At 56.8% G+C, this 22,271-nt stretch carries 20 protein-coding genes and 1 tRNA gene; 13 read left to right on the top strand and 8 right to left on the bottom strand.

Annotated features, from left to right (window positions below):
- Positions 1-106: 106 nt before the first annotated feature.
- Positions 107-358, bottom strand: coding sequence for a restriction endonuclease subunit S domain-containing protein (locus HNQ66_RS14300; protein ID WP_210308767.1), 252 nt, complete (start codon positions 356-358; stop codon positions 107-109).
- Positions 355-1,752: an HsdM family class I SAM-dependent methyltransferase gene (locus HNQ66_RS14295; protein ID WP_246434308.1), complete on the bottom strand. Its 1,398-nt coding sequence runs from the start codon at positions 1,750-1,752 to the stop codon at positions 355-357. Before HNQ66_RS14295 ends, HNQ66_RS14300 begins: the two co-directional genes overlap by 4 nt.
- Positions 1,753-1,964: 212 nt before the next feature.
- Here HNQ66_RS14295 and HNQ66_RS14290 point away from each other — a divergent pair, with 212 nt between their 5' ends.
- Together HNQ66_RS14290 and HNQ66_RS14285 are read left to right on the top strand one after the other, a co-directional pair.
- Entirely contained in the window at positions 1,965-3,716 is a 1,752-nt protein-coding gene (locus HNQ66_RS14290) for a hypothetical protein (protein ID WP_184144839.1), read from the top strand.
- Positions 3,713-4,027, top strand: coding sequence for a hypothetical protein (locus tag HNQ66_RS14285; RefSeq protein ID WP_184144935.1), 315 nt, complete (start codon positions 3,713-3,715; stop codon positions 4,025-4,027). Before HNQ66_RS14290 ends, HNQ66_RS14285 begins: the two co-directional genes overlap by 4 nt.
- 58 nt (positions 4,028-4,085) lie before the next feature.
- Here the strand turns inward: HNQ66_RS14285 and HNQ66_RS14280 are convergent, their stop codons facing one another.
- Positions 4,086-5,669, bottom strand: a complete 1,584-nt coding sequence (locus HNQ66_RS14280) for an anti-phage dCTP deaminase (RefSeq protein WP_184144838.1) — start codon at positions 5,667-5,669, stop codon at positions 4,086-4,088.
- Positions 5,670-6,014: 345 nt separating this feature from the next.
- On the bottom strand, positions 6,015-6,335 hold the full coding sequence (locus tag HNQ66_RS14275) for a hypothetical protein (protein ID WP_184144837.1): 321 nt from the start codon (positions 6,333-6,335) through the stop codon (positions 6,015-6,017).
- A gap of 592 nt (positions 6,336-6,927) precedes the next feature.
- Between HNQ66_RS14275 and drt3a the strand changes: the two genes are divergently transcribed.
- The 6 genes from drt3a (at position 6,928) to HNQ66_RS14245 (ending at position 15,480) form a co-directional block, all read left to right on the top strand.
- Positions 6,928-8,265 (top strand): antiviral reverse transcriptase Drt3a, encoded by a 1,338-nt coding sequence (drt3a, locus tag HNQ66_RS14270; protein WP_210308766.1) that lies wholly within the window; start codon positions 6,928-6,930, stop codon positions 8,263-8,265.
- Complete coding sequence (gene drt3b / locus HNQ66_RS14265) at positions 8,258-10,330, top strand: antiviral reverse transcriptase Drt3b (protein WP_343059510.1); 2,073 nt, start codon at positions 8,258-8,260, stop codon at positions 10,328-10,330. Before drt3a ends, drt3b begins: the two co-directional genes overlap by 8 nt.
- Before the next feature lie 616 nt (positions 10,331-10,946).
- Positions 10,947-11,162 (top strand): hypothetical protein, encoded by a 216-nt coding sequence (locus tag HNQ66_RS14260; RefSeq protein WP_184144834.1) that lies wholly within the window; start codon positions 10,947-10,949, stop codon positions 11,160-11,162.
- On the top strand, positions 11,159-13,336 hold the full coding sequence (locus tag HNQ66_RS14255; protein WP_184144833.1) for a VapE domain-containing protein: 2,178 nt from the start codon (positions 11,159-11,161) through the stop codon (positions 13,334-13,336). The genes HNQ66_RS14260 and HNQ66_RS14255 overlap by 4 nt, the downstream gene beginning before the upstream one ends.
- Before the next feature lie 510 nt (positions 13,337-13,846).
- Positions 13,847-15,085 (top strand): tyrosine-type recombinase/integrase, encoded by a 1,239-nt coding sequence (locus HNQ66_RS14250; protein ID WP_184144832.1) that lies wholly within the window; start codon positions 13,847-13,849, stop codon positions 15,083-15,085.
- A gap of 233 nt (positions 15,086-15,318) precedes the next feature.
- A complete protein-coding gene (locus HNQ66_RS14245) occupies positions 15,319-15,480 on the top strand; it encodes a hypothetical protein (protein ID WP_184144831.1) in 162 nt (53 codons plus the stop codon).
- A gap of 186 nt (positions 15,481-15,666) precedes the next feature.
- On the opposite strand, the gene HNQ66_RS14240 is transcribed toward HNQ66_RS14245, so the two are convergent.
- Positions 15,667-16,224: a hypothetical protein gene (locus tag HNQ66_RS14240; RefSeq protein WP_184144830.1), complete on the bottom strand. Its 558-nt coding sequence runs from the start codon at positions 16,222-16,224 to the stop codon at positions 15,667-15,669.
- A gap of 61 nt (positions 16,225-16,285) precedes the next feature.
- Positions 16,286-17,014, bottom strand: coding sequence for a hypothetical protein (locus HNQ66_RS14235; protein ID WP_184144829.1), 729 nt, complete (start codon positions 17,012-17,014; stop codon positions 16,286-16,288).
- 80 nt (positions 17,015-17,094) lie between these two features.
- Here HNQ66_RS14235 and HNQ66_RS14230 point away from each other — a divergent pair, with 80 nt between their 5' ends.
- Positions 17,095-17,364, top strand: a complete 270-nt coding sequence (locus HNQ66_RS14230; protein ID WP_343059508.1) for a helix-turn-helix domain-containing protein — start codon at positions 17,095-17,097, stop codon at positions 17,362-17,364.
- A 14-nt stretch (positions 17,365-17,378) separates the two neighbouring features.
- Here the strand turns inward: HNQ66_RS14230 and HNQ66_RS14225 are convergent, their stop codons facing one another.
- A complete protein-coding gene (locus tag HNQ66_RS14225; protein WP_184144828.1) occupies positions 17,379-19,172 on the bottom strand; it encodes an ATP-dependent nuclease in 1,794 nt (597 codons plus the stop codon).
- Positions 19,173-19,414: 242 nt separating this feature from the next.
- Positions 19,415-19,489, bottom strand: a tRNA-Gly gene (locus tag HNQ66_RS14220).
- A 218-nt stretch (positions 19,490-19,707) separates the two neighbouring features.
- Between HNQ66_RS14220 and HNQ66_RS14215 the strand changes: the two genes are divergently transcribed.
- The 4 genes from HNQ66_RS14215 (at position 19,708) to HNQ66_RS14200 (ending at position 22,235) form a co-directional block, all read left to right on the top strand.
- Positions 19,708-20,217 (top strand): prolyl-tRNA synthetase associated domain-containing protein, encoded by a 510-nt coding sequence (locus tag HNQ66_RS14215; RefSeq protein ID WP_184144827.1) that lies wholly within the window; start codon positions 19,708-19,710, stop codon positions 20,215-20,217.
- Between the two features lie 56 nt (positions 20,218-20,273).
- Complete coding sequence (gene trxA / locus HNQ66_RS14210; protein ID WP_184144826.1) at positions 20,274-21,236, top strand: thioredoxin; 963 nt, start codon at positions 20,274-20,276, stop codon at positions 21,234-21,236.
- 121 nt (positions 21,237-21,357) lie between these two features.
- Positions 21,358-22,038 carry an LON peptidase substrate-binding domain-containing protein gene (locus HNQ66_RS14205; RefSeq protein ID WP_184144825.1) on the top strand — a complete coding sequence of 227 codons (681 nt, stop codon included), beginning with the start codon at positions 21,358-21,360 and terminating at the stop codon, positions 22,036-22,038.
- A gap of 8 nt (positions 22,039-22,046) precedes the next feature.
- Positions 22,047-22,235 carry a Trm112 family protein gene (locus tag HNQ66_RS14200; protein ID WP_184144824.1) on the top strand — a complete coding sequence of 63 codons (189 nt, stop codon included), beginning with the start codon at positions 22,047-22,049 and terminating at the stop codon, positions 22,233-22,235.
- The last annotated feature ends 36 nt before the right edge of the window (positions 22,236-22,271 follow it).

Here is a 22,271-nt window from a genome sequence, read left to right as displayed (position 1 = left end):
GAGCCGGTTGGCCTGGCCATTGCTCAGGCTGATCGAGCCTTCGCTGATCTTCTGCAGGCGATAATACTCAAGCCGCGAAGGCCGGAAACGCTGAGCCGTCTAATCTTCATGTGGCCTCCGAAATTTCAATCTGGCCGGTCACGGCCGCTGCGATCAGGGCTGCGCGGCGCTCTTTCAGCAGGGCGATGGAGTTCTCGGTTGCAGCCCGCAGGCGGTCGATCTTGGTTGTTTCGGCACTGATACGCTCGACAATATCTTGCTGTTCATCAAGCGGCGGGACGGGCCACCAGGTTTCGAAGAAGCCTTCGGGATAAAGCCGTAGGCGGGAGGACCAGACGCCCTTGGAGTAGCGCTTCACTTCCTGCGCGAAGACGGGTAGCCGACCTTATCCTTGCTCCGGTCCATCCAGGCATCGGGCACGTGCGGCAGAACCTCACGCGCGAAATAGGCGTCGACGTCCTCTTTTAACGGGATATTCTCGAAATCGCGCAGATCGGGGTCCGCCTCGAAGCCCTTTCCAAACTTCACCCGCTCGGCCTCGGCGTCCTTCACGGTGAACACGTTGCGGAACAGCTTGACCTCGGGCGCGCGCCAGCGGGACTCTCGCTTCTTCAAAAGCTTCTCGATGTTGCCCCAGACCTTGTTCCAGTCCAGTTCCATTTCACGTCCGAGAGCCTTGTCGATCGCCTGCATGTCATCGAGCAGATGTGGCGCCGCGTCGAGGAAGCGGGCCTTATCCTCGACCGTCATCCGGTAGCGTAGCCGAAGGGGACGTTCAATGGTGACGCGGGTGTAACCGAAGTCGGCATTGTCGAAGATCTTGGTCTTCGCGTTCGGAGCGAACGCCCCATACAGGCGCACGATCTCGCCGATCTGATCGGGCTCGTCCGGCCGGTCGTCGCCCTCGGGCGCGTTGCCCGCGCCGATCTTGCGGCGCTTGTCACCCTGACTGCGGCCCATCGGCATGTAGATGTCGCGCGCGTCGACAAGCTGGATGGCGCCCTTGCGATGTGAGGGCTTGTTGTTGGTGACGACCCAGATGTAGGTGCCGATCCCGGTGTTGTAGAACATCTGCTCCGGCAGGGCGACGATAGCCTCGAGCATGTCGCGCTCGATGATCCACTTGCGGATGTTGCTTTCGCCGCCGCCCGCCCCGCCGGTGAACAGGGGGGAGCCCGAAAACACGATGGCCGCCCGCGAGCCATACTTCTGCGCTTTGGGGTCGACGTCCTCAAACTTCGAGATCATGTGCTGAAGGAAGAGCAACGAGCCGTCGTTCACACGCGGCAGGCCTGCGCTCCATGGGCTTCCCTGCGGGGCCTTCTCATGCCGCCGGACGATTTCCTTCTGCTGCCTCTTCCAGTCCACGCCAAAGGGCGGATTAGCGATGAAATAGTCGAAGGTCTGGCCCTCAAACTTATCATCGGTGAAGCTGTCGCCGAACTGGACGTTTTCGCCTCCACCGTTGTGGTCGACCTGCTTCATCAGCATGTCGGACGCGGCCGTCGCAAAAGCGCGCTTGTTGTAGTCCTGGCCGTAGACGTAGAGCTTCGCATCCTTGTGATGATCGCGCATGTATCGTTGCGCTTCAGCGAGCATGCCTCCCGTGCCGCATGCCGGGTCGCCGTGACCGGCTGCACCGTCCATCACGTCAATGAGCTTTATGAGAAGCTGGAGGATTTGGCGCAGGAAATCGCGCCGATCCGCCCCACCTGCTTCGCCGGCCTTCTCATCAAGGCCCGCGCTCACCATTTCGCTGGCAACTCCTTCGCCATCATCACCGAAATTGAAGCTCTAGCGCAAGCTGACATGGGGGAGGCTGCATAAGCCGAACGTCTACTCGGCTTTGCCGTCGCGGCACAGCCACCTGTGGAAATCAACGGCGCTGTTACGACGTTTCAAACTCAAAGTTGTCGGGCTCGCCGATCCGCCCGAATAGATCGGCCCAGTTTCAGGAGGACAAAATGAACGCCAAGAATCCCAGCATCACCGTCGAGCCGAACGATGTGCAGGTTGCCACAAGCCTCGCCGTATTGGCGAAGGTTCAGGCCGAGGCGGTTAAGCCCGACGCGGTAGAAGCTACATCTGGAAAAGAGGATGAGAACTATATGTTGGAATCACCGCATCCGGCGCTCGATCTTTCCTTCATGCGTCTGAAGACCCGCAAAGAAGGAGGAGGAATTGATTATTGGACTGTCGCATCTGATGGCGGCTACCGAACGTCGGACTATGCGGCAGATTGCGAGATGGGCCGCGCCCTTGCCGAGGAATACCTAAAGTATCTGGGCGAGCACCCGACCAACGGAAGTCGGACTCTCCTCGGCTGCATTGTGCTGGATATGATTGCCAAGCGCCCTGCAAAGGGGCTTGTGATCGGCTTCATGGCCGCCGTGAATGAATATGCCATGTCGGTCGCCAGGATCGCGAAGGACATAGCCACCGTGAATTCTGGCACTGTGGCGAACGCGGCTAGATGCCGTCAAGTTGATGACGCTGGGGCTCCTGCGACGGAAATTGATACGCTTATTCGCGATTTCTATGCCAATAAGGATGCGTGGAGCGCGATGGCCGACGAAGACGGTGATCTTGTCGCGGATGGCCCAGAATATGAACAGTCGTGGGCGTCGTGCAAAAAACTGATCCGATACCAGTGCCGGACGGAGGAGGACGTTCGCCGCAAGGTGATGGCGATACTGGAAAATGGCTGGCTGGAGGAGACCGCCGAAATTGGCTTCGGTGACGAACCGTTCCACTTTCGTGATTTCCTCAAGACGCTGATCCCCGGACCGGCCGGACTCGTTGATCCTGTTCCCGACCCGCTGCTTGAAGCGATTAAAGCCTATCGGGCGGGCCTCATCGAGTTCAACCGTCTCGCGGCAGAAGACGACGACGATGTACGCTGGTCCGAATATGGGGCCATGACCTACGAGCCGTGGCAGGAGAAGCTCGATAACTGGACCGAGCCCGCCCGCACCCGCGAGAGCGCTATAGAGGCTCTTCGTGCCGCCTTGGGAGAGGATGATGGTGTGTATGGAACGGATGCCGCCGAATGCATGGTGCGCGCCGCTCTCGGCTATCTTGAAGGGGGTAAACGTGTGCCGGGCGGCCGCGCTTCGACTGGCCAGACGGTTGCGACCGCATCACCGACGATCCCCGAAATGTACGAGGAATGGCTTGCCGTTCGCAACCATAACGTCATCGGCATGGCGGAGGAAGAAGCAGACGCGGTCTATCAGCAGTATGCCAGCTTGCAGGCGCGCATCATCGCCGCCGCGCCGCAGATGCCGCGGGACGTGGCGATCCAGTTCCTTGTCGATACGGACGATACGGACAGCGATTTCTCGAAGGAGTTCGAGCGGCGTGTAAGGTTGATTGCCCAAGAGAACTGCCCGGTGCAGGCAAGGCCATCCATGCTTGTTCAACTCATCGCAACATACGCGGAAGCGAAGTGGATATGGGAGACGCAGTGGTGTGAAGACGAAGACAAAGCCGGCGACAGCGTAGAATGGAGCGCCTACGAGGATGCTGGTGATGCTATCCTGAATTATCCGTGTGCTTCGATGGACGAAATTCGTATCAAGGCAGCGTTTGTGCTGTCAGACGAAAGTCTCACGGACACGCTGATGAACTGCTATCGTACGGTCAACGGGGCAGAGGAATATTGCCTCCTGCCGTTTCTCAGGTCGATGTTGAGCGGCGAGGTAGCGCGGCCATGAGCAGTCGCACCATCCAACGGTTCCCTCGCGCCGAACTTGAGCGCCACATCGAGGAGATGATTGCGCTCCTCGATATGCTTGATGGAGATTCCGACCTTGAAGACGGAGGCGATACCGAGGCGAACGGCGATGAAGCAGACTTTTCGGGCTATGCCGAGGAGCTGCTAACTTGCCATTGGTCGGGTGATGGGATGGCGCAGGCTCACCCCATGATCCGCGCTTCTCCAGCCGCATCGCAGCATGCGGGTGAGTTTGCCGGCATGCCGAACCCGCCCGTAATTTATGATTTTCGGGGAATGCACCGGAGATGATCTTATCCGAATGAGCTATGGCGCAGAGCCAACCTTCAAAGGCTCCCTCTCGGGGCCTTTACTCTTTGGGCTGTATCTCGCCGGCAGCGCCACCACCGTTGCCGGTAAGTTCCTCAAGCCTTGACCAGATGAGGGACACGGCCGGCTCTTCATTTTCGATGTAGGCACTGCTCATGTCCTCAATCCTCGGGACGGGCTTCCCCTTTGACCAAATCATTGCTTTGCCATCTTTGTCTTTTCGCTTTTTCTTCTCGAAAATGTCGCGATATCGACGAGGCGAAATGCCAATAAATGGTTCGAATAGCACTTTATTTTCCGCCTCTGCAGCGGAGAATGTGATGGAATCTCCGTGCAAGTCCTTGGCATGGCTTTTGGGATAAGGTTCCAAGAAGGTCACGCGGCGAATGCCTGATGAGACAATGTGCTTCGCGCACATGTGGCAGGGAAAGGTGGTGCAGAATAGAACGCTGCCCGCTAGCGGCTTTCCTAGCCGAGCAGCATCCGTGATGGCTGACATCTCTGCATGAATGATCCGCCCGAATTCTATAATGTCCATGATCCGAGAATCGGCGGTACTGGATTCCGATAGGAGCTTTCTTACTTGCTGGGTGGTGTCGCCTTCGGCCGTCAGTTTTTCAGAGAGGAAGCCCAGATTTCCCATTCTTTCCAAGAGGTCATGAACGACCCGCAGTTTCCTTTGATGGTTGCCGTCAGAACCCTCCTCGAAGTCACGGTGTTGCGTGGCATCGTCCGCCCAATATGTGCCGCCAAATGCCTTTGGGACTTCATTGCAGCCCAAAGTGATAACTTCGCCTTGTTGAGAAAATACCGCTGCCCCTACCTGGCGTGAGAGATCAAGGGAACGAAGCGCCGCGCCGGCAGCAGCATACATGCCATATTCTGCTCTCGTCGGAGAAAGGCCGTTGTGCCCGAAAAATGCTTGAATAAATCGGTCCACGATAGCAGCAGCATCTTTCGTCGCCTCACCGCGAACGAATACGTCTCCTAGATGGAAGACGTCTGAAACACGTTGGCCAAAATCATTGCCAACCTCGTTATTATCAATAGCAATGAGATCTATGGCATCCTTTTCAGCTTTATCGTCATCGATAATCCCTGTTCCGAATTCCTTTATTTTTTTGACGAGTTGCTTCTTTCTTTCTTCCTTGTCCAGATAGACCGAGACCTGAATGAATTTCCGGCCGTACACCTGCCGGAGAAGAGTGATTTCTTCCTCGCGTTTGAATTGGCGAACGATGTAAGCTGTGCCGAGTGCCGGGCTGCTTCTTGCCTTTTTCGCTTCAAGAGCAGGTTCGGTGGTTTGATTCTTGTTTTGCCGTATTCGAATAATTTCGCTGATCGCAATGCATGCCAGGGCGGCTTGATTATCGACCTGCTTTCGAAGGTCGTCTGCATGCTTAATCAATGACAAATATCTGTTTTGATACGACGTCTTGTCAGGTGTGTACCGCGGCAGTACGTCCTCCATGACCTTCGTCAAATGGATTGTTTCAGTGTGATAATGGACCGCTACCAATGCGCGTTCAAGGTTGCCTATGACGGCATCCATGTCCACGCCAATAGGACCGACAAGCCCGATTACGAGTTCGGGATTGTCAACGGTTTCATTGCTTGTTTCCATCTGTGGATGCCTTAATGGAACCTTAATCCAGTTGCGCGATTGTCGTATGAATTCTGTTTTTTGCGGTGTATGGTTCGATTCGAACTCAACCCTGGACGGGAGCTATCCATGGCTGTAGTCGCTGCGTTAGAACAATCAAACGTTTCCAGTATGTCGCGCCAAAGTCAACTTCTCGAAATAATGAGAGACGCTGCAACCCATGTTCTGCAGCGTGACGCATTGCGCAGAGGTCCTTACATAATTGATGACAAGGACCTAAAGCCCTCCCAGGATGATAGGCGTAAATAGGAATGCATTGAGCGACGGCGGATCACGCGCTCATGCGATTCCTCGTCAAACGCCGTTTTACGAAGTAACGGGGGGAGTGAGGTGTACCTTGCGCCGAAATTCCCAACGCCGTTTGGTGTAGCGCTCGATCAAATCGTCAAAGACCTCGTAGGCTTTGCCTTCATCGAACCCTTGTCCAACGAGCCGGGCGACAATCTCATCCTCTACCCGGAGCAGGGTTTCCATCTGTCCTTTCGCGGCTGATCCGATGATGGACCAATGCAGAAGGGCGCGGGCAATATCGTCGCGTGATGGCTTGCTTTCCCGCCTTGCCTGATCCCGCAAGGCTTGCTGGCGTTGTCGTTGAGCGGCGTTCCGTTCTTTCTTGCTTTGTTTCATAAGGCACCTCCTGTCGGAGAGTGCCGCCGCTCGCATGCAAGGAACCAGCCGGGTGGCCAATCATGGTGTCAGGCGATGCAACGCTCAATTGGCTGTCGAAGGGGACGCGAAAAATGGTCCGGTGGCGATATGGTGGCGACACGAAACCGGGACGGCAACGTCTCCCTACGATTGCTCGCTCTAAATAACTGTATTTTCTGAGAGAATTGGAGCGGGTGAAGCGATTCGAACGCTCGACCCCAACCTTGGCAAGCAATAAATTTCATTGTTCGCGCGTTGCGTGTCTATATTGCACAGTTCATTGGTGTGCGCAAGAGTGCCCGTATCGGCGGGCTTTGCGATGTCGGCGCACATCGAACTGGGCAGCACCCCTGTGAATTAGAGAGCAATAGTGCGGTGTAGTGAGATGGTGACCTCGCAGTGACCGGGACAACAGTAAACGCAGTTGATCCAGCACAAGAGACACAGCGAATGATTGTAGGAAATGCTTGGCATCCACCCCGTTGGCGTGTCAGAGTAAACTAGGCACAACCGATTCTAAAATACAGCAGAGTGCCGAGCAGTTGTGGGTGGGGGAAAGTTGCTCGACCAAATGTTTACCGCTGAAAACTTTCGGCGGATTTTCGATTCAGAAAACCGCAAGGGGCTTGATGTGGCTGGATTATATTTCCCACATCTAGACCCTATGACGCATGCGATCCGCGACAAAGTCGCCGAACTCCGCAAGTGGCGAAAAGATAACGCTTCCCTCTCAGTGACGGCATTCGAGTCTGGAGAGGCTAAGCTAAAGGCTGAGCTTACCGAATTAAAGGCCGAGAAGTCCGAAGCAATCGACGTCGAGATGGAAAAGCTTAGCGCAGACGTGGCCAAGTCTGATTTCAAATTGGAACTCTCTCAAAAGACCGGCCCGAAGGGAAAGCCGGTCTACTGTATCGATGGGTCACCCGCGACTTTCTTCGTCGTGAAACAGCTTCAGTGGAACATTTACCGAATCTACAAGGTGAAGCAGTCCAACCGTCAGGATCTGGCCTGCCGCGTTCGGGACACTATCGGGACAGGATTTCCGTTCGAGTTCGTTCGGACGGACGTCTCCGACTTCTACGAAAGCATCGATCGCGACGCACTTTATCGCAAGCTGGACAGCGATCAGCTACTTAGTTCCTCTTCTAAGCGCTTCATTCGTCAGATTTTCACCTCTTACGAAACGCTAAGCGGCAACAAGAAGGGTATTCCACGCGGTGTCGGAATTAGCGCTTATCTGGCAGAGTTGTTCCTTCGACCCGTTGATCACGCGATCAGCGAGCTGGCAGGAGCAGTGCTATATTGCCGCTACGTAGACGACATTTTCGCTGTTTTCGCACGTCCTCCATCCGGGGAGGCATTAGGAAGCTACAAGGGCCGAATTCTTGCGATATTGAGCAACAACGGCTTGGTCCACAATGCCGGAAAGACCGCTGAATTCGACTTGGGCGACAAGGGCGGTCCTAAGAAATTCGACTATCTAGGATATAGTTTCACTGCCACACTTAGAACTCTCGAAATCGAACCGACCGACGCTAAGATCGATAAGCTCAGGCAGCGCCTCGAATCTACCTTTCTTGAATATTGGCGAGCCGTTCCGACGCGACAGCGGCAGGCATTTCGCGAAATTCTGGCCCGAGTAAAATTCCTTACGGGCAATGCGCGACTTAAGAATAGCAAGTCGAGCGCGACAACCGGAATCTATTACAACAATCCATTGATTACAAATTTAAAGAAGTATGAGCCGCTCGATACGCTATTAAAGAAGAAAATTCAGCAAATAAAGCGGCCGAAACTCCGGTTTTCACTTAACAAATACCGGTTCAAATCCGGCTTTGAGGAGCGGCGTTTTCACAACTTCAGCTCGCGCGAACTGCAGACTATAGTGAAAGCGTGGAACAATGTCTAAGCGGAGGGTCGCTCTCACGCATCGCAGGCAACGTTCAATCCTAACGGACATGCTGCCCTTCGAGGTGCCGCCGACGTTCACGAATCGGGGTTTCTTTGCGTTCCTACGTGATAACCGCATCGAAATCGAAGCCGGCCAACTCCGCTGGAAGAATGGTGAACCTGGACTTGAGAGGACGATCCGGCTCATATTCGGAGTGAAGAAGGCGATACCGATTACAGCAGATACACGGAAAGAGTGGGGTGCGACCGTGACTCGGTGCTCGGTGCCGTTAAAGGCATGTCGCATGGAGACAATGCCATTTAATTTCCGCGTGGCTCATCGACTTGAGGGACGGACGCTAAGCGTAGTTCATCCTCGCAATCAGTTTCGAGTGGCCGACTTCTACGCGAAGCATAGCTCGATGATTACCTACTACGCGTCGCGGAGTACCTTCTCCATCCGCCACCCTGTATCGGTTTCCCGCTTCGCATTTTTCAAAGACAAGCTCCACGCCCAAAATCTTGAGACTGTGCCCATGGGCGTGGAGGAGGAGGATCGCGAATATGAGCAGATCGGCTCGTATTTCGTGTATCGAAAATATCGGAACATCCACCGCTTCTTTGAATCCTATAAGTATCATCGCTGCGAGAAGAAATATGACGCGATGGTCCAGATTGACGTCAGCAAGTGCTTCGACAGCATCTATACGCATTCGCTGCCTTGGGCGGTTATGGGAAAAAGCCAGACTAAGTTTAACCTAGAAGCATCGAAAACGACCTTTGGTGGTCGTTTCGATGCTGTCATGCAACAGCTCAACCAGAACGAGACCAACGGAATCGTAATCGGGCCTGAGTTTTCGCGCATATTTGCAGAGATCATTCTCCAGTCCGCCGACATGGAACTGGAGCGTGCCTTGGCCCAGCGTGCCAAGCTGAAGCACAAAGTGGACTACGAGATATTCCGTTACGTCGACGATTACTTTGTATTTTACAACGAACAATCCACCGAATTGCGAATCATTGAGGAACTCCAGGATATCCTGAAATCGAAAAAGCTCTCGATCAACTCTGCAAAGGTCAAATCATATCCGAAGCCAATTATCACTGAGATTACGATCGCCAAGGAACGTATTTCTACGTTGATGAATTCTCAGATCGAGCCCGGCATAGAGGAGAAAGCCGGCAACGGTGCTGGCTCTGATATCGTAAAGCAATTTCGGTGCGATCTAAACTCGAACCGACTCATCGTACGTTACAAAACGATCATCAAAGAATCAAATGTAGAATATGGGGACCTTCTTAACTACACTTTTGCGATCTCCGAGAATAAGATTGATTTAATAATTAAGTCTTATCTGTCTAGCGATGCAGTTGACGCTGATCGCCGCCGAATGGTAAAAGCAGTAATGTCTTTGCTGGAGTTTACTTTCTTCGCCTACTCGGCGAGCCCGAAAGTTAATCACACTATTCGGATGTGCCGTATGATCGCCACTTCAGTAGACTTTCTCGTGGAGAAGGGGTTCTCACATGAATTGAAGCACCTGCTCTTCAAGTTCGTGCATGACAATGTCCTTGAGATGCTCGCGAAGAACAAGATGAGCGCACACCGCGAGGTAGAAAGCCTTTACTTGCTCATCGTTTTGTCGCGGATAGGGCGCGAATATCGGTTGCCGGAGGAGACCATCGCCAAGCACTTTCTGATAGCTTGGGATGCGCAAGCGGGAGCTTATCGCCGAGAAGAGTTCCTAAACCATTTCTCCATCACAGTGCTCCTCTCGTATATCAAGCGTAAAGTACGCTACGATAAACTGCGGACTTTCATTGAGAGCCAAGTGCTGGCGAAGCTTGAGTTTGTAAAAATCCACTGTCCGAATGACGCTGAGGCGTTAATGCTGTTCTTGGACTTCATCGTTTGTCCTTATGTTGACCCAGCAGCCCAGCTGTCAGCAGGAGCAATTTTCGGACTAGACGCAGCACAGCTGGCCGAGGTGCAGTCCGTCAACGACCACTGGTTCACTGCATGGGGGGACAAGTTTGATCTTACTAAAGAACTGGACGCGAAGCGTAGCCGCGAGGTATACTGATTGCGGCGCTCCGCTCTGACCTCAATGGCTGTTGGCAGCCCACACACAAGCGCCTTCTCCATAACCATATCAATTGGTTATCGAGTGAAATGACGGTAGGAGCGGGCCGTCAACTCGATCTCACCCCCTCCTATATTCAGTCTTCTGTGGTAGCGCAGCTACGCGGGCGCGCGATCACATCTAACGGCGCATATTGAAGCTCTTGCTTCAAAACTCTCGGGTGCGTCGGTACGCGGTGCCCCGCGTGCGGTACCGTTCCCCTGTATGGCAGCGGTCGCCAGTGACGCAGCTACGTGCGCGGCGCATAGTGGTGGCAGCTTAGCGCCACATTCCATGAACGGCTCCGACCTAAATACGATATGGACGCCGCGCAAAGCATCGCTATAATGAAAGCCGCACTGATGGGAAATGCTCGCGCGCAGCCAGAAACTGCCCCATGATGTGATGCTTCAGACGTAGCAGCCAACGCGTAAGCTGGTTCAAGGCCGTATCGCAAGGTTGAAAAGTTCTGCAGAGCGTTACCAGGCACCTTTAACCCCGAAGTTAAACGGGGTGGAGATGCACTGTGTAGCGCTTTTATAGCTCTGTGCTCTCCGCCCCCAGTCTGGAGAGTACTATGGACAACATCCATCTTGGTAATCCGCCCGCGCCGGAAACGCTGATCAGCCTTGCGAAAGCCGCCGAAGTAGTCGGCGCTAAGTATTGGCAAATTCAGCGCCTTGCACGGGCTGGCCGTATCCCGCTGTACTATCCCTATAACTCGCGCCCTCTGGTCAAGCTGTCAGAGGTGGTCGCCTACATCGACTCCTGCCGTCAGGGAGGTGTCGAATGAGACCGCTCAACCTGACCTTCCCCGAAGGCGATTCCGATGAAGCGGTCGAGTTTATCGACCGCATGTACCCCGGTCAGCCCCGCCATCTGGTTGCCATGCCGCTGAAGGGAAGGCTTGAAGCCAGTACTTTTCTTGCGCACGAAGACGATGAGATGCGTGCTTGGATTGAGGCCCGGCAGGGTGAGGCCAATCTATACTTCCATGTAAACGGCCTGCGCCCCGGTGTCGCAAACAAGAAGGCGACGAAGGACGAGGTGTCCTCCGCCTTGTTCGTGCATGTCGATATTGATGATGCCAATGCCGAGGAACGCGTTCTCGGCTACACGCCGCCCCCGACCGTCATCGCGTTTTCTGGTGGGGGGTATCACGTCTACTGGAAGCTGAAAGAACCGACTGACGATCTCGTCCGTATCGAAGCAATCAATATGGCGATGGCGACGGCACTCGGTGGTGACAAATGTCACAACATCGACCGCATCATGCGTCTGCCGGGAACGGTGAACATTCCGAACGCTAAGAAACTGGCAAACGGCCGTAAACCCGCGCTCGCCCGCATTGTGAAGGCGGATTGGTCGCTGACCTATTCGCTGGACGACTTCCCGCAAGGCGAGGGTCCGGAGCCGGCAGGTCCGAAGGGTGTGGTCTCGCAAGACCCGCCCATCGTGCCGGTCGATCTGGACGCGCTACCGTTCTCCGTACCGGCGTTCACGCGAGCGTTGATCCAGCTTGGAGACGACCCGGAGCGGCCCCGTGACAGGCCGGACGCTCGTTTCCGCTCGCGCAGCGAGGTGGTATTCCGCGTCGCCTGCGACCTCGGCCGTTCAGATTGCTCCGAAGCGATGATCGCTGGCGTGCTCATCAACCCGGCTTTCGGCATTGCGCGCTCCATCCTAGAGAAGAAGCGGCCCATTCAGTATGCCCTGAGGCAGGCTCGCTCCGCTCTCGCTGCGGTGTCGAACGGTTGGCCGGACTGCGACAAGTATGGGGCTCCTCGGTCGACGATGCGTAACACCGTGCTGGCATTGCAACGGCTGGAGTTCAACTTCTCCCATGACCTGTTCCGCCACCGTAAGGTCGTCAACGGCTCAATGCTGGACGACCATGTGGGCGAGATCAGCGACGATGCCTGTGCCATGCTGCGCAAGTTCATCATCGATTCTTTTGGGTTCGACCCGAAAGCCGAAAATGTCCGCGATGCGGTAACGCAGCTTTGCCTGGAGCATACCTTCCACCCGATCCGGCAGATGCTCGATGCGCTGGTATGGGATGGGGTTCCCCGCGTAGGCGATTGGCTCGTAGAATACATGGGGGCCGATGACACGCCGCTGAACCGGGCGATTGGTCGTATCACGCTCGTTGCTGCGGTAAGGCGCGTCCGTGAGCCCGGCGTCAAGTTCGACACCATTCCGATCCTTGAGGGTAAACAGGGCACGGGCAAGTCCACGGCACTGCGTATCCTTGCCGGGCCGGGCAACCATTCCGACAACGAGCTGCTAACGCTCGATACCAAAGCCCAGATGGAGGCGATGGAGGGCGTCTGGATATATGAACTGAGCGAGATGTCGGGGCTCAACAAAAGCGAAGTGGAACGCATGAAAGCGTTCGCGTCGCGTGACGTGGACCGCGCCCGAATGTCCTATGCGCGCTTCTCGGAGGCCCGAGGTCGCCAGACCATATTCATCGGCACCACGAACGAGCACAAGTATCTGAAGGACCGTACCGGCAATCGCCGCTTCCTGCCCGTGAAGACCGGTGTCATCGACCTTGAGGCCCTTGCGCGCGACCGTGATCAGCTCTGGGCCGAGGCGGCGATGCTGGAAGCTCAGGACGAGACCATCGTGCTTCCGCAAGAACTGTGGGCGGTTGCCGCTGCCGAACAGGAGGAACGCCTCGAAGACGACCCGTGGCAAGAGAAGTTGGCCATGGTTCGAGGCAAGGCGTTCGGCGAAGAGGTGCGCGCGCTTACCGCCGATCTGCTGGTTGAGGTGCTGGGAATTCCTGTCGAGCGTCAGCACAACGGCATGACGAAGCGGGTCACGGCGTTGATGCGCGAGCTCGGCTGGGAGCCCGCCAAATTCAAGGTGGCCGACAAGACATTGCGCGGTTTCCGGAAGCCGAAACCCGATGGGCACGTTGACGACAAGTCCCCCATCGGCTCCCACGTAAGCTTTTAGGGTGGTGGCGGTGGCGGCGGTGGCAGGTACCGTAGGGACTCCCGGTGTACAGCGGGTGGTCTGCCATAGCTGCGGCCAGCCGCGCTGCTGCACGGCCACCGCACGGGCGGCATGCCACTGCTGCCACCGCGCCACCCGGACGGCTGCCCTGCGCCTTCCCTGCCTCGCCGCAGCCCTACCATGGGCTGGCAGGGACGTCGGTTCAGTCAGCGGGAATGCCGGAATGTTGTTGCGGCGCTTCGGCGCATTCTCGGTTCGGCAGCTTCCTCGTATCGCCGGGTCCCGCCGAACGCCTCTTGCCTGCGATTTCAACCTCGGCGGTCGCGGAATCCGCACCATTTCGAGGCCCCGTTCCGTCGGGGCCTCTGCCTCCCAACACATGGCAAGGTTACGCGGCTGGTTACAAATCCGGGCCGCAGAGCGGGCTTCGAGGCACAATTGACGATTCATTGTGCCGGTTACAGCCGCCGTGTTTTCCTCGCCATTTTTTCATCTGACACAGGAAACCCGATGACTGATTTCAACGTCTCCATCACCAGCACAACGCGCCGCCGCAAGCTGAGCAGCGGCACGATTGCCTCCTATCCGCAGTACTATTGCGAGTATCGCGATCCCCCCACGGGTAAGCGACGCCGCCGCGCCTTCAATCGCAAAAAGGATGCCGAAGCCTTCCGTAACGCTTTGCTGCTCAAGGTGGCTGAGGGCAACTATGTCGATGAACGCACTGCGCCTACCGTCAGCAAGGCCCTCGACCATTGGCTCGGCACCAAGGAGGGTGGCGTTAAGGCTTCGACCCTCAAAGGCTACAAGGTCGTGGTCAATGGTGCGATCCGTGGCCCGTTGCTGATCGGCACCAAGCAGGAACGAGCTGACTACACGGAAACCGGCGTTGCTCCGAAGGGCGCTCGCTTCCTCAAGATGCTCGGCGACGTGAAGCTGACCGACCTGACCACGGCGATGATCCGCGTCTGGCACAAGACGGTCATCGAACAATGTGGCAACTATACCGCCAACCGTGCGAAGTCGCATCTCAAATCCATTCTCGCCTTGGCAGAGGAGGACTTCGGCATCCGCGCGCCCTCGATGCCGACGGGGCTTCCCCGCATCCGCAACAAGCAGAAGAAGGCGATCCTGACGCCGGAGCATATTGCCAAGCTGATCACCGCCGCTAAGGACGATCCCGAGCATGGCATCTACTATGCCTTCCCCTTCCTCGCCGGAACCCGTCCGTCCGAACAGCTCGGCCTGCTCTGGAACGAGGTCGATTTCGACAAGAATGTCATCCGCGTTTGCCGCATTCAGGAGCGTGACGGCACGCTGACGGAGATGACGAAGACGGAAGCAGGCACGCGCGACATTCCCATGGGTGCGACGCTGCGCGAGATGCTGCTGGCATGGCGCATCCGTTGCCCGAGGAAGGGCAAGGAGCTTCATCGCGTTTTCCCCGGTCCCGGCCGGCTTCAGGAATGGCCGCTACCCCGTCTCGGTGGCGGTGGGCCGCTCCTCTATCAAAACTTCCGCAAGCGCTATTGGGCTCCGGCCTTTAAGGGGCTCGGCATTCCGTATGTTACGCCGCATAGCGCCCGGCATTCCTTTATCTCGACCTTGCAGGCGCAGGGGATCGAGGTGGGGCTGGTCGCACAGATCGCTGGCCACGCGAATCCGACCGTGACGCTTGGCCACTATACGCAGGCCGTGCGCGACGGAAGCGCCGCCATCGAGGCGCTGGATCGAGCCTACGCCCGGTAGTCCATAGCAGGGCACGGCATAGGCACGCCGCGCCGCGCCGACCGTACGTCCGTGCGTGCTGGCCACAGGGCCGGCCCGCAGGCCCGGCCGCGCCACAGCGCGCGTCCGTGGTGCCTCCCCGTGGCAGGGGCAGGTGTATGCCCCTGATAACAGCCACCTTCTTCCCTTTTCGCCAAGAATTGTGCGCCGATTCTCGTCGTGATTTCCTGTCCTGTTGGGCAAAGGAGAACACCATGCACATTCTGGTGAGGGACAAGCGCACCGGGGCCGAGGACTGGATTCCGATTGAACGGGCGGCGGTGCTGATGGGAATGGAAGCCGACGACATCGATGCCGCCTTGGAGGAGTTCGGGGAATGCGAGGTCGAGGACTTTATCGCACTCGACCCGGAATAGGGGCGGCGGCGATCCATCGTTCTGATACAGCAAGGGCGTCGGTTATGCCGACGCCCGCCTCATTTAGTATCTCGGTCTCCGGGGAAAAATGTTCAACCTCCCCCCTTTTTGCAAAATACGGGGATTGTAGTTGGAGGACCCACTCGTCGCCGCGAGTATCTTCCGCCAACGTGAATACACGTAGCCCTATTCGATGACGTAGCTCACCGAGGACGGTGCGACGCGCAGAACCCGCAACGTCTTGCCTTCCACCGTCACGCTTTGGCCGCTGCCAACGGTGATCTGGATAGGCCGTTGCGCTGACGCATACTGCGACGAGCCGCGCGGCCCGATGACCTGATAGGAGGTCGAGGTTGCCGTGCCGGACACCGGAACGTTCCCGATTGAGCCTTCGATATTGGTATTCGCGGTGTGCGGAATGATCAGTGGCGTCTCGCTCATCGTCGTGGCGTTGCTATCGACAATGATGTCCGACCGCTCAAAGATGGCCTTGGAACCCCTGCTGCCAATGTAGCGAACCGTGGTCCTGCCTGCGTTCGTCGTGCGGCCGAACAGATCGGCGCGACCGAAGGCGTTGGGCATTGCACGCTTCGATTGGAACGACATGACCGTATCGCCGGGGCCTGCCGTGCGCACCTTGCCGGCATTGGGCGTCGTCAGCGTCGTCTTTGTCTCGACAGGCGCGCAGGCTGCCAGCACCAGAGAAAGCGGCAATGCCGCGAGGATGAGCAGTTTCTTGGTCATGGAATCTCCAACCAACTGAGAAAAAAGCGAAAACGGAAACATGCGGGAAAGCCGCCGTCAATTATGGGGTCGTGGGTTCGATCCCTAAGAACTGGCCGGATATGAACTCTGGTGCCCAGCACGAGCAGGCGGCGTCTGTGGCGGAATGCAGGTGGACAGGGCTGGAGGGGTGTAGCAGCAGCAGGAAGACCACGTGAGCGGTGGTGAATGCCCATAGCGCTGCGCCGGGCGCAGCGACACGCAGCCGGTCGGCGCAGCGGGCCAGGAACATGGCCCGTTCGACCCTCGGAAAGTGCTGGTAGATGAGCAGCGATTTGCCGGAGGCGTAGAACGCCGCCACCTCGTCAAGGTAGAGGTATTTGGAGGAGTTCCGACGCCCCTTTGATAGTGACGACACCTCCAGGCCATTGTCCGGGTCGAAGAAGATCAGATCGACGTCACGGAAATCGTAGGCACAGCGCCCCATGAAGGAATGCCGGCCAGCCAGTTCATCGGGCAGCAGTTCGTTATGATAGGTTGCGCCGGGAATAGCGCCGCTGTCCTCTATGGTCGCCAAACGGCGGCGATCTGGTTCGGCGGCCGTGTGGGCCAATATGTCAAAGAGTTCCGGATCGACGTGGCGATAACGCTCGGGCTGCTGGAGATAGGCCAGCTTACCGCCGTCCGTTCGACCGTCTGACGGCGTCAGCATCCAGCATACGCCGATGCGGTTCGCGCCGCCCGACGACAGCGCTCGCAGCAGCGCGTACTTCCGATAATCGTTGATGTCACCGACGTACTGGTCCTTCACGCGCCCCTCCGAATCGTGTTGCGCGTGCAGTATCCTAGAATACCCTAATTTGGGGTACTCCAAAATCGGGTCTTATTGAAGTGCTGGTCTTTGAACTGGCGCGCCCCTTGTCTTCGATTCGTTCCGACCTTTATCGCAATATGATCGAGTTGCTGATTGCCGCTCGAAAGGACGCCGGGCTTACCCAAGCGGAAGTAGGCGTACGCCTGAAACAGCGCCAGACATTCGTTTCTAAATATGAGCTTGGCGAAAGACGTCTCGATATCGCCGAGTTCGTCGTCGTTTGCCGAGCAATCGGTGTGAATCCACACGATCTAATCGACGCAGCGGAATTTCCTGATCGGCCGTGATTTGCTCACTAGAGCTATTCTGCAGCCTCATTGAGCTGTTCATCAGCCACGGGCATGCACATTTCGCTAAGTTGTTGAAGAAAAGTTTTAATGTCATCAGCGATTTCGTTTTCTTGCATACTTTTGGCGATCGAAATTGGCGTCACACCAAAAACACTTTTGATAGAGCGGTCACCTTTCTGCGTTAGCTCCTTACCACGAGCGTCAATCATTGCCTGCGCAACGTCACGCGAGGGAAAGTCTTGCGGAACGACAAGAGCATGCTCGGCCATAAGCTCATTAACCTCTTCAACTGGCTTATTTGCCGCTCTCGCGACTGCTTGAGGCCAGAGAAGATAATTTTCAATGTGTCGACGTCGCCAAACGCGAAGATAAAGATTTCCTTCTGTATTGTTAACGGACTTGTCGCGAAGATTCTGCTTATCTACTTGTTCAAGTTCCGTATCGTCACGGTCTCGAAGACTGAGAGCTTTTAGCCCTGGAACTTCATCTTTTAACTGAAGAAAGAGTTTCTTTCTCTCTATAGCGCCTCCAGTCCATGGCCAAATTACCAATCCCTTTGGCCAATCGATTTCTAGGGTGCTTGCAAAAGCTTTTAGAATCCTAGCATCGCTGTCGTTTTCCACAATGAGCATGCATTTCGATTTTCGGAGGGGATCTAGTTTCGGCGCATAATCACTTCCAAGGCCGATGAAAAGGCTAATTTTTTGATCATCTTGGCGAAGATACTTCGCTCCATTTCCTTTAAATGCAAGTATTTTGCTATGATCAGCCCAGCGCAAAATCTCTGTGCTATGTGTAGCCATTAATACCTGCTTTCCAGACACCTCGACTATCTCCTCCAGGGCATCAACAAGTTGCTGCTGAAGTGAAGGATGCAGGTGAGCGTCCGGCTCGTCCAAAAGCAATGTATTAACGTTCGGGCTCAATGCCAGCGTGTAAACACTAAGCCATTGTAGAAATCCGCTACCTTCAGCCATTAAATCACGAGGTTGATAGTTAGGAATTCTTGTAAATTTTCTTCCGTCCCAATGCACCTTTATGCATTTTACTCTAATATAACTATGGTATAGTTCATTGAATGGATCGACATCCAACTGAACTCCGAAGAGCTTAGACATTGTAGATTGGAGTATTTCCCAAGGATCCTCTCTTCGCAATTTTGCTAGATCGGAATTTTTGATTTTCGTCTTTCCTTCCTTGAGTCTTACTCTCTCGGCCTGATTCGCCTTATACATATCCAAGATGAGGTTTCTTATAACGCCTCCTGCCAAACCACGACCGATCATGCTCCGGCGTTCTGCGCCAGACATTTGATTCTCACGGCTCACAATTCCAGCAAAGGGAGGTAGATACGCAACCGTAGGAAGTTTGTCATCTTCGGTAAGGTTGGTTCTTGCTGTTTTTATGAATAATCTATCGTTAGTTAGAGCAAGAGATATCTTTAAATATTTTTCATTGCTTTGATCATCGCTCCATTTGCACTCTATCGCTAAGGAATAACCTTCTTCGCCTGCTATTTGCGTTTTCAGGTTAGTCCATAAATGCTTTAAACTTGCGACTGCAATTGGAGAGAATTCGTCGTCTGAGAGACCTAAACCCTGTCCAGGGAAGTTCGGCAGCAGGCTAGCGCGCCCTTTTTCCATCTCTAAAACGAAGCGGCAGAACTCCCATACTGCTATAGCTTGTAGCAGGGTAGATTTTCCCGAGTTGTTTCCGCCCGCTAGGAATGAAAGCCCTTTTGGGTAAAGGCTAATGGTAGCGTTATTGAAACGCTTAAACCTCGTTAAATTGATGCTTGTGATCATATGCGCAATCCTACCTGAAGTAAGCATAACGCTGATTCATTGAATTGGATATTTATCTCGAGGCATTACCCACTGATATATAGCCGGGACGACTGAGCGAGTCAGGCGCAGTTGTGAGTGCGCGCATATGTAACCCTGCGGTAACCGCGCCCTCTTCCACCGCTCCTGCGCTCTGCGATTTCAACCGCGCCGAAAAACACAAAAGCCCCGGCGAACCGAGGCTTCGAAAACTTTGGAAAGAATGGAGCGGGTGAAGCGATTCGAACGCTCGACCCCAACCTTGGCAAGGTTGTGCTCTACCCCTGAGCTACACCCGCTCATCGTCATCGGCCCGGGGTAGTTCGCTTGGCCGAAGGTCGCTGCGTTGCGGCGACGGGCGCTATATGGCCCAAGGATTTTTCAAATGCAACAGGGAAATGCCGGATTTGGGAGAAAAAAAATGCGACCGCATTGCAGGTCCCGGATTTCCGGGCGGTTGCGCGCGGGCGGGGGACGTCCTATCAGCGGGCAGGAGCAATCTGCCGGGAACCATGACATGAGCGAGACGCAGCCGAAGACCGACAAGGACCTTTTCCAGTTTCTCGACGGGCTGGGCATCGCCCATGCCACGAAGGAGCATGCGCCGGTCTTCACCGTCGCCGAATCGGTGGCGCTGCGCGACGAGATTCCCGGCGGCCACACGAAGAACCTCTTCGTGAAGGACAAGAAGGACAACTATTTCCTGATGACCGTCGAGGAGCATGCGGCGGTGGACCTGAAGACCATCCATACCGTCATCGGCGCGGCAAGCCGCGTTTCCTTCGGCCGGCCGGAAAAGCTGATGGAATATCTCGGCGTCATCCCCGGCGCGGTCACCGCCTTCGGGGTCATCAACGACACGGACGGCAAGGTGAAGATCATCATCGATGCCGATCTCATGGAATATGATACGATCAACTGCCATCCGCTGCGCAACGACGCGACGACCTCGATCGGCTCGAAGGATCTCCTGCGCTTCATCGCGGCGACGGGGCACGAGCCGCTTGTCTTGAAAGTCACGGCCTGACATACGATCTCAGACGCGCAAGCAGAGAAGGCGCTTCCGCGCCACAGGAGAGACCCATGAGTGCAGGCGACAACCCCTACGCATCGTCCTACGGCGGGCAGATGAACGTTTCGGCGAGCTATGGCGGCGCGGCACCGGCAGACGATCTGGTCGCCGACACGACGACGGTGAATTTCTCGCGCGACGTGCTGGAGGCTTCGCGCCAGCAGCCCGTCCTCGTCGACTTCTGGGCGCCCTGGTGCGGCCCCTGCAAGCAGCTCCAGCCGATCATCGAGAAGGTCGTGCGCGAGAGCGCGGGCCGGGTGAAGCTCGTCAAGCTCAACATCGACGACCATCCCTCCATTCCCGGCCAGCTCGGCATCCAGTCCATTCCCGCCGTCGTCGCCTTCGTGGCCGGCCGGCCGGTGGACGGCTTCATGGGCGCCGTGCCGGAAAGCCAGATCCGCCAGTTCATCGACAAGATCGCCGGTCCCGCCGGCGCGGACGAGAAGGCCGAGATCGAGGCGCTGCTGGCCGAGGCGAAGACGCTTTTCGACGCCGGCGACCTCGGCGGGGCGGCCGACCTCTACGGCGCGCTGCTGCAGACCGATCCGGAGAACGCGGCCGCGCTTGCCGGCATTGCCGAATGCATGATCGCCGCCGGCCAGCCGGAGAACGCCCGCCAGATGCTGACGAACGTGTCGGAAGCGGTTGCGGCCGACCCGGCCGTCGCGGCGGTCGTCAAGAAGCTCGACCAGATCGACGAGGCGCGCAAGCTCGGCGATCCGGCCGCGCTCGAACAGGCGCTGGCGCAGGACCCGGACGACCACGCCGCGCGGCTGAAGCTCGCGAAGATCCGCAACGTGGAAGGCGACCGCCAGGCGGCGGCCGATCATCTGCTCCACATCATGAAGCGCGACCGCGCCTTCGAGGACGACGGCGCGCGCCGCGAGCTGCTGCAGTTCTTCGACGTCTGGGGACCGAAGGATCCGGCGACGATCGCCGCCCGCCGCAAGCTGTCGTCGATCCTGTTTTCGTAAGGTTTTTACGGAAGGTGAGGGGCGGCGTCTCTTGAGAAATGCCGCGTCCACCCCACATTCCGAAAGGGCGCGATGACGAGGGGCGGGGAAACGCCGCGCCGCGGAACGGGAAGGCAATGCCATGCATGTGGGAAACGCGCGTTACCTGAAACCGGAGGACCTGCCCGAGGCCATTCCGGTATTTCCGCTGACGGGCGCGCTGCTTCTGCCCGGCGGGCAATTGCCGCTGAACATCTTCGAGCCGCGCTATCTTTCCATGATCGACGACGCGCTTTCCACGCACCGGCTAATCGGCATGGTGCAGCCGGTCTTCGGCGGCGAGCGCATGCAGGAGGCCGAGACCGAGGCGCCGGCGCTCTGCCAGGTCGGCTGCATCGGCCGCATCACCTCCTTCGCCGAGACGGGCGACGGGCGCTACATCGTCTCGCTGACCGGTGTGTGCCGCTACCGGCTGCTGGACGAGTTGCGCGGCGACAGGTCCTATCGCAGCTTCCATATCGCGCCCTTCATCGCCGACCTTTCGGCGGGCGACGAGGAGAAGAGCGTCGACCGGGAGGCGCTGCTCGCCGCCTTCAAGGCCTATCTCGACGCCAACAAGCTGGAGGCGGACTGGGAGAGCGTGGAGCGGGCCAGCAACGCCACGCTCGTCAATTCCATGGCGATGATGTCGCCCTACGGGCCGGCGGAAAAGCAGGCCCTCCTCGAAGCGCCGGACCTCAAGACCCGCGCCGAGACCCTGATCGCCATCACCGAGATCGTGCTGGCGCGCGGCTACGGCGACGTCGACACGCGGCTGCAATAGGTGGGCTTATGGATACCAGCGCCAGCCGCGTCGACCCGAAACTGCTCGAACTCCTCGTCTGCCCGCTGACCAAGGGCCGGCTGACCTACGATGCCGAGGCGCGCGAGCTGATCTCGGAAAAGGCCAGGCTCGCCTATCCGATCCGCGACGGGATTCCCATCATGCTCATTTCGGAAGCGCGGGAAATCAAGGACTGAGCTCGCGGTTCGCGGGCCAGTGCGCGATGGTGCCAC

The sequence above is a fragment of the Shinella fusca genome (assembly GCF_014203155.1).
Taxonomy (GTDB): domain Bacteria; phylum Pseudomonadota; class Alphaproteobacteria; order Rhizobiales; family Rhizobiaceae; genus Shinella; species Shinella fusca.
Note: the sequence above shows the minus strand (reverse complement) of the source record. Positions and strands in the feature narration are given on the sequence as shown.

Coding starts and splice junctions, on each gene's coding strand:
- HNQ66_RS14260 (WP_184144834.1), top strand. CDS start 10,947: ATGGACAACATCCATCTTGGTAATCCGCCCGCGCCGGAAACGCTGATC.
- HNQ66_RS14250 (WP_184144832.1), top strand. CDS start 13,847: ATGACTGATTTCAACGTCTCCATCACCAGCACAACGCGCCGCCGCAAG.
- HNQ66_RS14255 (WP_184144833.1), top strand. CDS start 11,159: ATGAGACCGCTCAACCTGACCTTCCCCGAAGGCGATTCCGATGAAGCG.
- drt3b (WP_343059510.1), top strand. CDS start 8,258: ATGTCTAAGCGGAGGGTCGCTCTCACGCATCGCAGGCAACGTTCAATC.
- HNQ66_RS14240 (WP_184144830.1), bottom strand. CDS start 16,224: ATGACCAAGAAACTGCTCATCCTCGCGGCATTGCCGCTTTCTCTGGTG.
- HNQ66_RS14280 (WP_184144838.1), bottom strand. CDS start 5,669: ATGGAAACAAGCAATGAAACCGTTGACAATCCCGAACTCGTAATCGGG.
- HNQ66_RS14275 (WP_184144837.1), bottom strand. CDS start 6,335: ATGAAACAAAGCAAGAAAGAACGGAACGCCGCTCAACGACAACGCCAG.
- HNQ66_RS14295 (WP_246434308.1), bottom strand. CDS start 1,752: ATGGTGAGCGCGGGCCTTGATGAGAAGGCCGGCGAAGCAGGTGGGGCG.
- HNQ66_RS14225 (WP_184144828.1), bottom strand. CDS start 19,172: ATGATCACAAGCATCAATTTAACGAGGTTTAAGCGTTTCAATAACGCT.
- HNQ66_RS14285 (WP_184144935.1), top strand. CDS start 3,713: ATGAGCAGTCGCACCATCCAACGGTTCCCTCGCGCCGAACTTGAGCGC.
- HNQ66_RS14290 (WP_184144839.1), top strand. CDS start 1,965: ATGAACGCCAAGAATCCCAGCATCACCGTCGAGCCGAACGATGTGCAG.
- HNQ66_RS14205 (WP_184144825.1), top strand. CDS start 21,358: ATGCATGTGGGAAACGCGCGTTACCTGAAACCGGAGGACCTGCCCGAG.
- HNQ66_RS14200 (WP_184144824.1), top strand. CDS start 22,047: ATGGATACCAGCGCCAGCCGCGTCGACCCGAAACTGCTCGAACTCCTC.
- drt3a (WP_210308766.1), top strand. CDS start 6,928: ATGTTTACCGCTGAAAACTTTCGGCGGATTTTCGATTCAGAAAACCGC.
- HNQ66_RS14245 (WP_184144831.1), top strand. CDS start 15,319: ATGCACATTCTGGTGAGGGACAAGCGCACCGGGGCCGAGGACTGGATT.
- trxA (WP_184144826.1), top strand. CDS start 20,274: ATGAGTGCAGGCGACAACCCCTACGCATCGTCCTACGGCGGGCAGATG.
- HNQ66_RS14215 (WP_184144827.1), top strand. CDS start 19,708: ATGAGCGAGACGCAGCCGAAGACCGACAAGGACCTTTTCCAGTTTCTC.